The sequence below is a fragment of the Enterobacter cloacae complex sp. ESBL7 genome, from assembly GCF_041679625.1.
In the GTDB taxonomy this organism is placed as follows: domain Bacteria; phylum Pseudomonadota; class Gammaproteobacteria; order Enterobacterales; family Enterobacteriaceae; genus Enterobacter; species Enterobacter asburiae_B.
This window is the reverse complement of the sequence record NZ_JBGORN010000008.1, coordinates 61,459-75,013: the sequence shown is the minus strand read 5'-3', so window position 1 is coordinate 75,013 and position 13,555 is coordinate 61,459. Positions and strand designations below refer to the sequence as shown.

Genomic DNA, 13,555 nt, shown 5'->3' with positions numbered 1-13,555 from the left:
TTGATTAAAACGCTATGCTTCACACATTTCACTGATTCATGTAACAAACCATTTAAGATTTGCTATCTTATCTGCGTGCGGCCTAAATTTTTCAGGCAGCGCCCTTTCGAAAATAACTTTATAAAACAGGCGCAGCCACGATTTCCCTGGTGTTGGCGCAGTATTCGCGCACCCCGGTTAATCCGGGGTCATTTTTTTCTGGCGTCGACCCAGGCTTTAAGCACCGCCACATCGTTTTGCCACTCTTGTTTCATCTCTTCAACCCAATCACCCACGTTATCTTCCCATGCAGGTAAATCAGGCGACTGAATCTGTTGACCCAGCTGCTGCAGATGGCGTAAGCCAACCGAGCCGGCGGCGCCTTTGATTTTATGTCCTTCTTCGACGATGCCCTTCTGGTCACGAGCCGTCAGGTTTGATTCCAGCACGCTCAGATAGCCCGGCATCATTTTTTCGAACACCGCCAGACCATCGGTAATCAGTTTCGGACCCACCAGATCGATGTACTGCTCCAGCATCGCGGTATCGAGTATCGTTTGGGCTTTTGCGCTATCAACAGACGTCATGGTGCTCTCCTCTTCATCACGGGTATCCCAGAACTTCTTAATCATGGCGGTCAGAGCAGGCACCGCCAGCGGCTTGCTGAGTACATCGTCCATACCGGCATCGAGATACTCTTTTTTGTCTTTCAGCACGTTCGCCGTCAGCGCCACCAGCGGCGGCAGCTCGTCGGCCGCGTACTGACGCGTCAGCTCACGCGAGATATCCAGCCCGGTCATATCCGGCAGCTGGATATCGAGCAGAACAAGATCGTATTCGCCCGGTTTAAACATCTCCAGCGCGGCCTTACCGGTCATCGCGACATCCACGCTGTTGCCCAGTTTTTCCAGCACCGAGCGCGCCACAATCACGTTCAGCTCAATGTCTTCCACCAGCAGGACGTGCAGCGCGGGCAGCGGCATGTCGTCGTTTTCAAAGGTGTCTTCAACCTCTTCCGCCACCGCCGGCGCATGGACCGTCAGCGTGAAGGTTGACCCTTTGCCCGGCTGGCTGACAACGGTGATATCGCCACCCATGCTCTTCGCCAGCCGTTTAGAGACCGCCAGGCCAATGCCTGTTCCGGTAGCTGGCTTCCCGCCGTTGCTGTCCTTCACCTGGTAGTACATCGCGAAAATTTTGTCCTGCTCCTCCTGCGGAATACCCATCCCGGAGTCTTCCACCTCGAAGTGCAGCATATCGCCTTCGTCATAGCGGATGCGCACCGCCACCTGCCCCTTCTGGGTAAATTTCACCGCGTTGCTGATGAGATTCCACAGGATCTGGCGCAGACGCGTGCCGTCGGTCACCACTTTATGCGGCAGCGGCAAGGTGGGATCCATAACAAAGCTCAGTCCCTTCTGCTGCGCCTGCAGGCCGGAGAGATTTTCGAGGTCGGCAAGGAAGCTGGTGAAATCAACCGGCTGATTATCAAGCTGAACTTTACGGCGCTCCATCTTATCCATATCAATAATATCGTTGAAGATATTACCCAGCGTGACCGCGGATACATGGATAGTCTTGAGGTATTTTTCCTGCTCTGCGGTCAGGTCGGTATCCAGCAGAATACGGCTCAGCCCGACAATCCCATTAAGCGGTGTACGCAGCTCGTGGCTGATGGTGGAGATAAAGGTAGTCTTGTCGCGGCTGGCGCGCTCCAGGGCATCCTGGTAGCGCTTACGCTCGGTGATATCGCGGCCAAAGCCCATCAGGCCGTGGCGTTTCCCCACGCGGTCATAGTAGGGCACCTTACGGATCTCAAAGCAGGCCTTGCGTCCGTCCGGGTAATCCAGCCACTGTTCATAGGTCAGCGAGACGTTATGGCGGAATACTTTTTCGTCCGTCTCCATGACCTTGGCCGCCGCCTCTTCAGAGTAAACGTCCTGCGGCTTCAGGTTAATCAGCTGCTTCTCGCTTTTCCCGGTGAGCAGCTCCATCGCCCGGTTACAGCCGGAAAACTCTTTATCTTCATTACGGTAAAACACCAGATCCGGCGAAGCATCAAGGAACGACCGCAGGAAAGAGGATTGCTGCTCAAGCTGGATCTGCGTGACCTCGCGCTCTTTCATTTCGATTTTCAGCTGTTCCAGCGTGGCCTGACGCTCGGCTTCCGCCTTCTCACGATCGGAAATCTCCTGATTCAGCTGCGCAATATTGTCTTTAAGCTGGACGTTGAGCTTCAGGTCGCGCTCGCGCATCTCTTCCAGTTTATCGACCAGTTTTGACAGACGCTGACGGGACTCTTCCAGCTGTTCAACCACCACGGAAAGGAAATAGACCGCCCAGGGCGTAATGAGCAAGCCAAAGAAGATGGAGCGGATGACGTCGATACTCTCGACCTGACCATGCAGAACCATGGTGACGGCCATTTGCACGACAATGGCCAGAACGACCAGCGCCAGCGCAAGCAGCATGGAGAAACGCACCAGCCCAAGCTTCATCATCAGGTCGACGTAATACTGGGCAAGCATTCGAATTTGCTTCATAGAGGATCCCTTCACGACTTTATCGCTCAATAATACTCAAATTCAGGGCGAGGCGTTGAAGGTTGTGAGAAAAAGTGCGGGGTGAAACAGGAGATTAGCCTCGCTTCCGGTTAACCGGAAGCGAGGAGAGGTCAATCAGGAGCGTTTCAACAGCAGCCAGAGGCTGATCAGGAGGAAACTGGCGCTTGGCAGCAGCGCACCAATTATTGGCGGAATGCCATAAACCAGCGTCAGCGGACCGAAGATCTGATCGAGCACGTAGAACACAAAGCCGAAACTGATACCGGTCACGACGCGCACGCCCATCGGCACGCTGCGTAACGGGCCGAAGATAAACGACAGCGCCATCAGCATCATCACCGCCACGGACATCGGCTGGAAGATCTTGCTCCACATGTTGAGCTGGTAACGTCCCGCATCCTGCCCGCTCGACTTCAGGTATTTCACATAGTTGTGCAAACCGCTGATGGAGAGCGCGTCAGGATCCAGCGCCACAACACCGAGCTTATCGGGCGTCAGGTTGGTTTTCCACGTACCGGTTACCGTCTGAGAACCCGTAATCTGTTTCGGATCGGTCAGGTTAGACTCATCGACCTGGGACAAACGCCACTGTTTATGTTCGGCGTCAAATTTCGCCGAAGAGGCGTGGCGGACTGACTCCAGACGGCGCTGGTCATCGAAAGCATAGATGCTCACCCCACCCAGCTCATCATTCCCCTTCACCCGTTCGATGTAGACGAAGTTTTTACCGTCTTTCGCCCATAAACCTTGTTGAGTCGAGAGCAGCGAGCCGCCGTACATGGCCTGCGCACGGTAGTTACGCGCCATCTGTTCGCCCTGCGGCGCGACCCACTCACCAATCGCCATGGTCAACAGCACCAGTGGGATCGCGGTTTTCATTACCGACAGCGCAACCTGCATGCGGGTAAAGCCCGAGGCCTGCATAACGACCAGCTCGCTGCGCTGCGCCAGCATCCCCAGCCCCAGCAGCGCGCCCAGCAGGGCCGCCATCGGGAAGAAAATCTGCACATCTTTCGGCACGCTGAGCAGGGTATACATCCCCGCGCCCATCGCGTCATAGCTCCCCTGCCCGGCTTTTTTCAGCTGATCGACAAATTTGATAATGCCGGAGAGCGACACCAGCATGAACAACGTCATCATGATGGTGGTAAAAATGGTTTTACCGATATAGCGATCAAGAACGCCAAACGCCTGCATTAGATGGCTCCTTTACGCGAGAATCGGGCACGTATGCGGCGCACAGGCACCGTATCCCACAGGTTTAATCCCAGCGCCAGTAAGATGTACAGGCTGTTGACGAACCATGTCCAGACCATAGGGTCCAGCTTACCCTTCGCGCCGTTAGAACGAATCGAGGTTTGCAGCAGGAAATAGATCAGGTAAAGCAGCATCGCCGGCAGCATAGAGAGCACGCGGCCCTGGCGCGGGTTCACCACGCTCAGCGGAACGACAATCAGCGCCATCATAAACACGGTGAAGACAAGCGTAATACGCCAGTGGAACTCAGCACGCGCTCTGTCGGTATCGGTATTCCACAGGGTACGCATGTCCATTTGCTCGGTATCCGTTGGATCGAGCGCCACCGCCTGATGGCCGATAATGGCCTGATAGTTCTGGAAATCCGTAATACGGAAGTCGCGCAGCATGGCTGTGCCTTCGAAACGGGTGCCTTTGTTCAGCGTCACGATCTGAGAACCATCTTTGCGCTGAGCAAGCTGGCCGGAGTCTGCAACCACCACGGAAGGACGCGCGTTACCTTTGGGACGTAACTGCGCCAGGAATACGTCGTTGAATTTACTGCCGTCAACGCTCTCAATAAACAGCACGGAGTTGCCGTCGGTCGCCTGCTGGAATTGCCCCTGGGCTAAGGCTGCCATGCCGGGGTTGGCTTTCGCTTCGGCCAGCACTTCGTCCTGATGACGGGAAGACATGGGACCCGCCCACATCACATTCACCGCTGCGACAATACCCGTGAACAGCGCCAGTATCATGGCCGCTTTCACCAGTACCGCTTTGCTCAGGCCACAGGCATGCATCACCGTGATTTCACTCTCGGTGTAGAGTTTCCCAAGCGTCATGAGCAGGCCAAGGAAAAGACTTAGCGGCAGGATGAGCTGCGCCATTTCCGGGATCCCTAAGCCAAGCAGGGAAAGCACCAGATTTGTTGGAATTTCGCCGTCAACGGCCGCACCGAGGATCTTAACCAGCTTCTGACAGAAAAAAATCAGCAGCAGGATGAAGAGGATCGCCAGTTGGCTTTTGAGCGTCTCCCGCACCAGATATCTTATGATTATCACTTTAAATACGCCCGTAAAAACCCGTCTCTTTGCTGGAAAATCGCTTGTTTCATGGCTTAAACGTCATTTATTCTCTTGAGTCGTCGAAATCATCGCTAAGATTAAAACATCCGGCGGATTCACGCTTCAGGACTTTTTCTGACGTGTCGAAACCGTAGTAACGTAAGATTAACACGAAGTCACCACAACAGCGGACATGAGTTACGAAAGGTTTCAATTCTATCCGTAGCTGCCGCCGTTGTCTTTAAGATTCAGGAGCGTAGTGCATGGAGTTCAGTGTAAAAAGCGGTAGCCCGGAGAAACAGCGGAGTGCCTGCATCGTTGTGGGCGTCTTTGAACCACGCCGACTCTCCCCGATCGCCGAGCAACTCGATAAAATCAGTGACGGCTATATTAGCGCCCTGCTGCGCCGTGGCGAACTGGAAGGTAAACCTGGGCAGACGCTGTTACTGCACCATGTTCCGAACGTACTGTCAGAACGTATTCTGCTGATTGGCTGCGGCAAAGAACGCGAGCTGGATGAACGTCAGTATAAGCAGGTGATTCAGAAAACAATCAATACGCTGAATGATACCGGCTCAATGGAAGCCGTCTGCTTCCTGACGGAGCTGCACGTTAAAGGGCGTAACACCTACTGGAAAGTGCGTCAGGCGGTTGAAACGGCAAAAGAGAGCCTGTACAGCTTCGATCAGCTGAAGACCAATAAAAGCGAGCCGCGTCGTCCGCTGCGTAAAATGGTCTTTAACGTGCCAACCCGTCGCGAGTTGACCAGCGGCGAACGCGCGATCCAGCACGGTCTGGCGATCGCAGCCGGCATTAAAGCGGCCAAAGATCTCGGCAACATGCCGCCTAATATCTGTAACGCGGCGTACCTGGCCTCTCAGGCACGTCAGCTGGCCGACGCCTACAGCAAAAACGTCATTACCCGCGTCATCGGCGAACAGCAGATGAAAGAGCTGGGGATGCACTCTTACCTTGCGGTCGGTAACGGCTCGCAGAACGAATCCCTGATGTCCGTCATCGAGTACAAAGGCAATCCGTCCGAAGACGCGCGCCCGATTGTGCTCGTCGGTAAAGGCCTGACCTTCGATTCCGGCGGTATCTCCATCAAGCCTGCCGAAGGCATGGATGAGATGAAATACGACATGTGCGGTGCGGCGGCGGTTTACGGCGTGATGCGCATGGTCGCGGAACTGCAGTTGCCTATCAACGTGATCGGCGTACTGGCGGGCTGCGAAAACATGCCTGGCGGGCGCGCCTATCGTCCGGGTGACGTTCTGACCACCATGTCCGGCCAGACCGTTGAAGTGCTGAACACCGACGCCGAAGGGCGTCTGGTGCTGTGTGACGTGCTGACCTACGTTGAGCGCTTCGAGCCGGAAGCGGTGATTGACGTAGCCACCCTCACCGGAGCCTGCGTGATTGCGCTGGGCCACCATATCACCGGCCTGATGTCGAACCACAACCCGCTGGCGCACGAGCTTATTGGTGCCTCAGAGCAGGCCGGGGACCGCGCATGGCGTCTGCCGCTGGGTGACGAGTATCAGGATCAGCTGGAGTCTAACTTTGCGGATATGGCGAACATTGGCGGACGTCCTGGCGGGGCGATCACCGCGGGCTGCTTCCTGGCACGCTTCACCCGCAAGTACAACTGGGCACACCTGGATATCGCGGGCACCGCATGGCGCTCCGGTAAAGCCAAAGGCGCAACCGGCCGTCCAGTGGCGCTGCTGTCGCAGTTCCTGCTGAACCGCGCAGGTTTTAACGGCGACGAGTAAGTCAAAACGGCAGTAAACCGTAGGCCGGGTAAGGCGAAGCCGCCACCCGGCTTAAGCATTTAAAGTGAGCACAAGAAGCCCCATATATGAAGAATGCAACGTTCTACCTTCTGGACAACGACACCCATCAGGATGGCCTCAGCGCCGTAGAACAGCTGGTGTGTGAAATTGCCGCAGAACGTTGGCGCGCAGGTAAACGCGTTCTGATTGCCTGTGAAGATGAACAGCAGGCGATTCGCCTGGATGAAGCGCTGTGGGCGCGCCCGCCGGAGAGTTTTGTGCCGCACAACCTGTCGGGCGAAGGCCCGCGCGGTGGAGCACCGGTTGAAATTGCCTGGCCGCAAAAGCGCAACAGCAGCGCGCGCGATATTCTGATTAGCCTGCGGATAGATTTTGCAGATTTTGCCACCGCTTTCACAGAAGTGGTAGACTTTGTCCCTTACGAAGAATCTTTGAAACAACTGGCGCGCGAACGCTATAAAGCGTACCGCCTGGCTGGTTTTAACCTGAATACGGCAACCTGGAAATAATGGAAAAGACATATAACCCACGCGATATCGAACAGCCGCTTTACGAGCACTGGGAACAGCAGGGCTATTTCAAGCCTAACGGCGACGAAAGCAAAGAGTCCTTCTGCATCATGATCCCGCCGCCGAACGTCACCGGCAGTTTGCATATGGGTCATGCTTTCCAGCAGACCATCATGGACACCATGATCCGCTACCAGCGCATGCAGGGTAAAAACACCCTGTGGCAGGCGGGGACTGACCACGCGGGTATCGCGACCCAGATGGTGGTTGAGCGTAAAATTGCCGCTGAAGAAGGAAAAACCCGCCACGACTACGGTCGCGACGCGTTCATCGACAAAATCTGGCAGTGGAAGGCGGAATCCGGCGGCACCATTACCCGTCAGATGCGCCGTCTCGGCAACTCCGTGGACTGGGAGCGCGAGCGCTTCACCATGGACGAAGGCCTGTCCAACGCCGTTAAAGAAGTCTTCGTCCGCCTGTACAAAGAAGACCTGATTTACCGCGGCAAACGCCTGGTAAACTGGGATCCGAAACTGCGCACCGCCATCTCTGACCTGGAAGTGGAAAACCGCGAGTCTAAAGGCTCCATGTGGCACATCCGCTATCCGCTGGCCGATGGCGCAAAAACCGCCGACGGTAAAGATTACCTGGTGGTCGCAACGACCCGTCCGGAAACCCTGCTGGGCGATACCGGCGTGGCCGTTAACCCGGAAGATCCGCGTTATAAAGATCTGATCGGCAAATTCGTGGTGCTGCCGCTGGTAAACCGCCGTATTCCGATTGTGGGCGACGAACACGCCGACATGGAAAAAGGCACCGGCTGCGTAAAAATCACCCCTGCGCACGACTTCAACGACTATGAAGTCGGCCGTCGTCACGCCCTGCCGATGATCAACATTCTGACCTTCGACGGTGATATCCGCGAAAGCGCAGAAGTGTACGACACCAAAGGCAACGAATCCGACGTTTATTCCAGCGACATCCCGGCTGAGTTCCAGAAGCTGGAGCGTTTTGCCGCGCGTAAAGCCATCGTGGCTGCCGTTGACGCGCTCGGCCTGCTGGAAGAGATCAAACCTCACGATCTGACCGTGCCGTACGGCGACCGTGGCGGCGTGGTTATCGAGCCAATGCTGACCGACCAGTGGTACGTGCGTGCCGACGTGCTGGCGAAACCGGCTGTCGAAGCGGTTGAAAACGGCAGCATTCAGTTCGTGCCGAAGCAGTACGAAAACATGTACTTCTCCTGGATGCGCGACATTCAGGACTGGTGTATCTCCCGTCAGCTGTGGTGGGGTCACCGTATTCCGGCGTGGTACGACAACGAAGGCAACGTTTACGTTGGCCGTAGCGAAGACGAAGTGCGTCAGGAAAACAATCTGAGCGCAGACGTTGCGCTGCGTCAGGACGAAGACGTGCTGGACACCTGGTTCTCCTCCGCGCTGTGGACCTTCTCCACCCTCGGCTGGCCAGAAAACACCGACGCGCTGCGTCAGTTCCACCCAACCAGCGTGATGGTGTCCGGCTTCGACATTATCTTCTTCTGGATTGCCCGCATGATCATGATGACCATGCACTTCATCAAAGACGAAGACGGCAAGCCGCAGGTTCCGTTCCATACCGTCTACATGACCGGTCTGATCCGCGACGACGAAGGCCAGAAGATGTCCAAGTCCAAGGGGAACGTGATTGACCCGCTGGATATGGTTGACGGTATCTCTCTGGAAGATCTGCTGGAAAAACGTACCGGCAACATGATGCAGCCGCAGCTGGCTGAGAAAATCCGCAAGCGTACCGAGAAGCAGTTCCCGAACGGGATCGAGTCTCACGGTACCGACGCCCTGCGCTTCACCCTGGCGGCGCTGGCCTCTACCGGTCGTGACATCAACTGGGACATGAAGCGTCTGGAAGGTTACCGTAACTTCTGTAACAAGCTGTGGAACGCCAGCCGCTTCGTGCTGATGAATACCGAAGATCAGGATTGTGGCTTCAACGGCGGCGAAATGACGCTGTCTCTGGCAGACCGCTGGATCCTGGCGGAATTCAACCAGACGGTGAAAGCGTTCCGCGAGGCGCTGGACAGCTACCGCTTCGATATCGCGGCGGGCATCCTGTATGAATTCACCTGGAACCAGTTCTGCGACTGGTATCTGGAGCTGGCGAAGCCGGTGATGAACGGCGGCACTGAGGCGGAGCTGCGCGGCACGCGCAACACGCTGATTACCGTTCTGGAAGGTCTGCTGCGCCTGGCGCATCCGGTCATTCCATTCATCACCGAAACCATCTGGCAGCGCGTGAAGGTGATTGCGGGCATCAACGCCGATACCATCATGCTGCAGCCGTTCCCGGAATTCGATGCGGCCAAGGTTGATGAAGCGGCGTCCGCGGATACCGAGTGGCTGAAACAGGCGATCGTTGCGGTACGTAACATCCGTGCTGAAATGAACATCGCCCCAGGCAAACCGCTGGAGCTGCTGCTGCGTGGCTGCAGCGAGGCGGCCGTTCGTCGCGTCACCGAGAACAACACTTTCCTGAAAACCATGGCGCGTCTGGAAAGCATCACCGTGCTGCCTGCGGATGACAAAGGTCCGGTTTCCGTGACCAAAATCATCGACGGCGCCGAGCTGCTGATCCCGATGGCGGGCCTGATCGACAAAGACGCCGAGCTGGCTCGTCTGGCGAAAGAAGTGGCGAAAGTCGACGTGGAAATTGGCAAAATCGAAAGCAAGCTGGCGAACGAAGGCTTTGTGGCCCGCGCGCCGGAAGCGGTCATCGCGAAAGAGCGTGAGCGTCTGGTTGCCTTCGCCGATGCGAAGACCAAGCTGATCGAGCAGCAGGCGGTTATTGCCGCACTGTAATGCTTTTACCCCTTACGCTTCAGGGCGTAAGGGGTATCCTTCCTGAAAACTCCTCGCTTGCACTCCCCTTTCTGCGGTGCTATTAACAGCAGTTATGTGTCAATTTTTGTAATGAGTAATGCTATGAGCGTGATTACCCCCGTCGCGACGACGATGCGCCGGATCGCTGAGCAGGATAACCCGGCAATCGCCGCCGTTATCCGCACCGTTTCTGCCGAATATGGCCTGACGGCTGACAAAGGCTACACGGTTGCAGACCCGAACCTGGACGAGCTTTACCAGCTCTACAGCCAGCCAGGGCATGCCTACTGGGTAATCGAGCAGAACGGTCAGGTGGTGGGCGGCGGCGGCGTGGCGCCCCTCAGCTGCAGCGAGCCGGATATCTGTGAGCTGCAGAAAATGTATTTCCTGCCAACGGCGCGCGGGCAAGGACTGGCAAAAAAGCTGGCGCTGATGGCGCTGGACCACGCGCGCAAGCAGGGTTTTACCCGCTGCTACCTTGAAACAACCGCTTTCCTCAAAGAGGCCATCGGCCTGTATGAACATCTGGGCTTTGAGCATATCGATGCGCCGCTGGGCTGTACCGGCCACGTTGATTGCGAAGTCAGAATGCTGAAAAGTCTGTAAGTTTCGTTCCTGCCCTCTTCTGTTAAGCGGCTGTAAACTGAATGCTCTACACTCTCAGTTCACACTACAACGGGGGAAACACGATGTCGAAGATAAAAAGCTACGCCGCACCGCAGGCGGGTGCAGAACTTGAGCTGTACGAGTACGATGCGGGCGAACTAAAAGCAGAAGACGTCGAAGTACAGGTTGATTACTGCGGGATCTGCCACTCGGATCTCTCGATGATCGACAACGAATGGGGCTTCTCGAGCTATCCGCTGGTTGCCGGGCACGAAGTCATTGGCCGCGTCGTGGCGCTCGGTAGTGCCGCACAGGACAAAGGGCTGAAGGTAGGCCAGCGCGTGGGCATTGGCTGGACGGCACGCAGCTGTGGTCACTGTGACGCCTGTATCAGCGGCAATCAGATCAACTGCCTCGAGGGTGCCGTTCCCACCATTCTGAACAAAGGCGGTTTTGCCGACAAACTGCGCGCCGACTGGCAATGGGTGATCCCGCTGCCGGACAGCATTGATATCGAATCCGCCGGTCCGCTGCTGTGCGGCGGTATCACCGTCTTCAAACCCCTGCTGATGCACCATATCACCGCCACCAGCCGCGTGGGCGTCATTGGTATTGGCGGCCTGGGGCATATCGCCATCAAGCTGCTGCACGCGATGGGCTGTGAAGTCACGGCGTTCAGCTCGAACCCGGCGAAAGAGAAAGAAGTGCTGGCGATGGGCGCGGATAAAGTGGTGAACAGCCGCGATCCTGACGCGCTGAACGCGCTGGCTGGGCAGTTTGATCTGATCATCAACACCGTGAACGTGGATCTCAACTGGCAGCCGTACTTTGAGGCGCTGGCCTACGGCGGTAACTTCCACACCGTAGGTGCCGTGATGAAGCCGCTGCCGGTTCCTGCGTTTACCCTGATCGGCGGGGATCGCAGCGTGTCAGGCTCCGCGACCGGTACGCCGTTTGAGTTGCGCAAGCTGATGAAGTTTGCCGGACGCACCAAAGTGGCGCCGACCACCGAACTGTATCCGATGTCGAAAATCAACGAAGCGATCCAGCACGTGCGTGACGGCAAAGCCCGCTACCGCGTGGTGCTGAAAGCGGATTTCTGATGTGACATTGGCGGGGAATGTGCGGCCTGATGCCCTCACCCCAACCCTCTCCCCCAGGGAGAGGGCGTACACACTAAAAACGGTAACGGTCGTTACCGTTTTGCATCTACCAGGGCCTTAAACACCTCAGCCACCGCGACCGCACCGGGATCCATTACCCCATCCAGATTCTCTTTATTCACATACGATGAACGTCCCGCGCCGGCTTTCGCCATTTTCGCCGTTGCTTCGGCACCGTGCTGTGCTGCCTGCGCCGCTGCCTGAAGATCGCCATTCTTCAATGCTTCAAGCGCCGGCTGCAGCGCGTCGATCAGGGTACGATCGCCGAGATCTGCCCCACCGTACTGCTTCATCTGCGCCAGCCCGCTGAGCAATGCCTCGGGCAGCGGCTGACCATCGTGAAGCTTTTGCCCGGCCGCGGTGAAGAAGATCGACATCAGCACCCCGCTCGATCCGCCCATCACCGTCGCCAGCCGCTCGCCCACCAGCAACAGCAGCGTCGATACGTTATCAAGCGGGAGCTTGCGATCCTCCAGACGCTGCGCAATATCCCGCGCCCCTTGCGCAAAAGTGGAGCCGGTATCGCCGTCGCCCACTTTGGCATCCAGCGCGTTCAGTCGGTTTTCCAGCTGGAGCAGCGTTTTCGTCACCGAGGAAACATATTCGCCCACCCGCAGATTGTCCGACGGAGTGTATTCCACGCGATCGTGAATGGCGGTATGCGCCACGGTGCGCAGTGGCGCAAACGCCACGGGCTTCTGCCAGCCCAGCGTTTCGACCTCGGCGTGAATCGCCTTTTCAAAGAAATCGTTGAGCTTCAGCAGCGTGAGCGAAAAGCCCTTCATGTCCAGCGCGCTCACCAGCGGCGCGGGGCCTATCAGGTACGCGATCTCCTCTTTCAGCGCCGAATGCGCCAGCTCTTTGGTCAGCAGCGCCATCTCCAGCGCCGATACGCCGCCGAGATTGTTAATCAATACCGCAAACCGCCCTTCTCCCGCCTGCGCGCGTAACGGCGTCACCAGCGTGTCGATAATGGCTTTACTGTTCTGCGTATCCACGACGGAAGCACCGGGCTCGCCGTGAATGCCCAGCCCCAGCTCGACATGGCCCTGCTTAATGCGCCCCTCTTCCTCGTCGCTGCCCGGCAGGTTGCACGTTTGCATCGCAACGCCCAGGCTCCAGAGGTTATCGCAGGCCTGTTGCGCAATATCCCGCACCTCGCTTAGCGATTTACCGTGCTCCGCCGCATAGCCCGCAATCTTGTGCACCAGTGCCGTACCGGCAATACCGCGCGGCTGTTTGTTATCCGGCAGCGCGATATCGTCCGCCACGATCGCCATCTCCACCTTCAGGCCGTAGCGTTTGGCCTTTTCTGCCGCGAGGCCAAAGTTCAGGCGATCGCCGGTGTAGTTTTTGACGATCAGCAGACAGCCGCGATCGCCCGTGACCGCCACAATGGCGTTCAGCACCGCATCCACGCTCGGCGAGGCAAACAGATCGCCACACACTGCCGCCGTCAGCATCCCTTTGCCGACAAACCCGGCGTGCGCGGGTTCGTGGCCTGAGCCGCCGCCGGAGATCACCGCCACGCGGCTTTTGTCCCAGTCGCCGCGTGCGACGATCCTGATGGCCGGATCGATATCAAGTTTGACGAGATTTGCGTGTGGCGCAGAAAGCAGTATGCCTTCAATGGCATCGTTGACCAGCTGTTTGCGATCGTTAAAGAAGAATCTGGACATCGTTTCCCACTATTTTTGTGAACCGTATGCAAAAGCATAGTCCGCGCTGGATAATGCGCCGCAAAGTCAGGAATTTACTCAAC

Annotated in this window: 9 protein-coding genes; 5 read left to right on the top strand and 4 right to left on the bottom strand. The window is 56.9% G+C overall.

Translation table 11 applies throughout. From position 1 onward, the window contains the following. Nucleotides 1-188: 188 nt before the first annotated feature. The 3 genes from arcB to lptF form a co-directional block, all read right to left on the bottom strand. Nucleotides 189-2,522 carry an aerobic respiration two-component sensor histidine kinase ArcB gene (gene arcB, locus ACERY3_RS20200; RefSeq protein ID WP_047058976.1) on the bottom strand — a complete coding sequence of 778 codons (2,334 nt, stop codon included), beginning with the start codon at nucleotides 2,520-2,522 and terminating at the stop codon, nucleotides 189-191. A gap of 135 nt (nucleotides 2,523-2,657) precedes the next feature. Then, the gene (gene lptG, locus ACERY3_RS20195; protein WP_024906346.1) at nucleotides 2,658-3,740 is read right to left on the bottom strand and encodes an LPS export ABC transporter permease LptG; all 1,083 of its coding nucleotides are present in this window, start codon (nucleotides 3,738-3,740) and stop codon (nucleotides 2,658-2,660) included. Continuing rightward, nucleotides 3,740-4,840, bottom strand: coding sequence for an LPS export ABC transporter permease LptF (gene lptF, locus ACERY3_RS20190; protein WP_024906345.1), 1,101 nt, complete (start codon nucleotides 4,838-4,840; stop codon nucleotides 3,740-3,742). Before lptF ends, lptG begins: the two co-directional genes overlap by 1 nt. 266 nt (nucleotides 4,841-5,106) lie before the next feature. Here lptF and pepA point away from each other — a divergent pair, with 266 nt between their 5' ends. The 5 genes from pepA (at nucleotide 5,107) to ACERY3_RS20165 (ending at nucleotide 11,733) form a co-directional block, all read left to right on the top strand. Further along, entirely contained in the window at nucleotides 5,107-6,618 is a 1,512-nt protein-coding gene (pepA, locus tag ACERY3_RS20185) for a leucyl aminopeptidase (RefSeq protein WP_023309366.1), read from the top strand. Between the two features lie 86 nt (nucleotides 6,619-6,704). Then, nucleotides 6,705-7,148 (top strand): DNA polymerase III subunit chi, encoded by a 444-nt coding sequence (gene holC / locus ACERY3_RS20180; protein ID WP_008502815.1) that lies wholly within the window; start codon nucleotides 6,705-6,707, stop codon nucleotides 7,146-7,148. Continuing rightward, the gene (locus ACERY3_RS20175) at nucleotides 7,148-10,003 is read left to right on the top strand and encodes a valine--tRNA ligase (RefSeq protein ID WP_023309367.1); all 2,856 of its coding nucleotides are present in this window, start codon (nucleotides 7,148-7,150) and stop codon (nucleotides 10,001-10,003) included. The genes holC and ACERY3_RS20175 overlap by 1 nt, the downstream gene beginning before the upstream one ends. 123 nt (nucleotides 10,004-10,126) lie before the next feature. Further along, nucleotides 10,127-10,630 carry a GNAT family N-acetyltransferase gene (locus ACERY3_RS20170; RefSeq protein WP_039260409.1) on the top strand — a complete coding sequence of 168 codons (504 nt, stop codon included), beginning with the start codon at nucleotides 10,127-10,129 and terminating at the stop codon, nucleotides 10,628-10,630. Nucleotides 10,631-10,713: 83 nt separating this feature from the next. Further along, on the top strand, nucleotides 10,714-11,733 hold the full coding sequence (locus ACERY3_RS20165) for an NAD(P)-dependent alcohol dehydrogenase (protein WP_033146757.1): 1,020 nt from the start codon (nucleotides 10,714-10,716) through the stop codon (nucleotides 11,731-11,733). Between the two features lie 92 nt (nucleotides 11,734-11,825). Here the strand turns inward: ACERY3_RS20165 and ACERY3_RS20160 are convergent, their stop codons facing one another. Further along, a complete protein-coding gene (locus tag ACERY3_RS20160; RefSeq protein ID WP_373226375.1) occupies nucleotides 11,826-13,472 on the bottom strand; it encodes a dihydroxyacetone kinase subunit DhaK in 1,647 nt (548 codons plus the stop codon). Nucleotides 13,473-13,555: the final 83 nt, after the last annotated feature.

What these genes read in the sequence shown, in the direction of transcription:
- pepA (WP_023309366.1), top strand. Translation starts at nt 5,107, where the DNA reads ATGGAGTTCAGTGTAAAAAGCGGTAGCCCGGAGAAACAGCGGAGTGCC.
- ACERY3_RS20170 (WP_039260409.1), top strand. Translation starts at nt 10,127, where the DNA reads ATGAGCGTGATTACCCCCGTCGCGACGACGATGCGCCGGATCGCTGAG.
- holC (WP_008502815.1), top strand. Translation starts at nt 6,705, where the DNA reads ATGAAGAATGCAACGTTCTACCTTCTGGACAACGACACCCATCAGGAT.
- ACERY3_RS20165 (WP_033146757.1), top strand. Translation starts at nt 10,714, where the DNA reads ATGTCGAAGATAAAAAGCTACGCCGCACCGCAGGCGGGTGCAGAACTT.
- arcB (WP_047058976.1), bottom strand. Translation starts at nt 2,522, where the DNA reads ATGAAGCAAATTCGAATGCTTGCCCAGTATTACGTCGACCTGATGATG.
- ACERY3_RS20160 (WP_373226375.1), bottom strand. Translation starts at nt 13,472, where the DNA reads ATGTCCAGATTCTTCTTTAACGATCGCAAACAGCTGGTCAACGATGCC.
- lptG (WP_024906346.1), bottom strand. Translation starts at nt 3,740, where the DNA reads ATGCAGGCGTTTGGCGTTCTTGATCGCTATATCGGTAAAACCATTTTT.
- ACERY3_RS20175 (WP_023309367.1), top strand. Translation starts at nt 7,148, where the DNA reads ATGGAAAAGACATATAACCCACGCGATATCGAACAGCCGCTTTACGAG.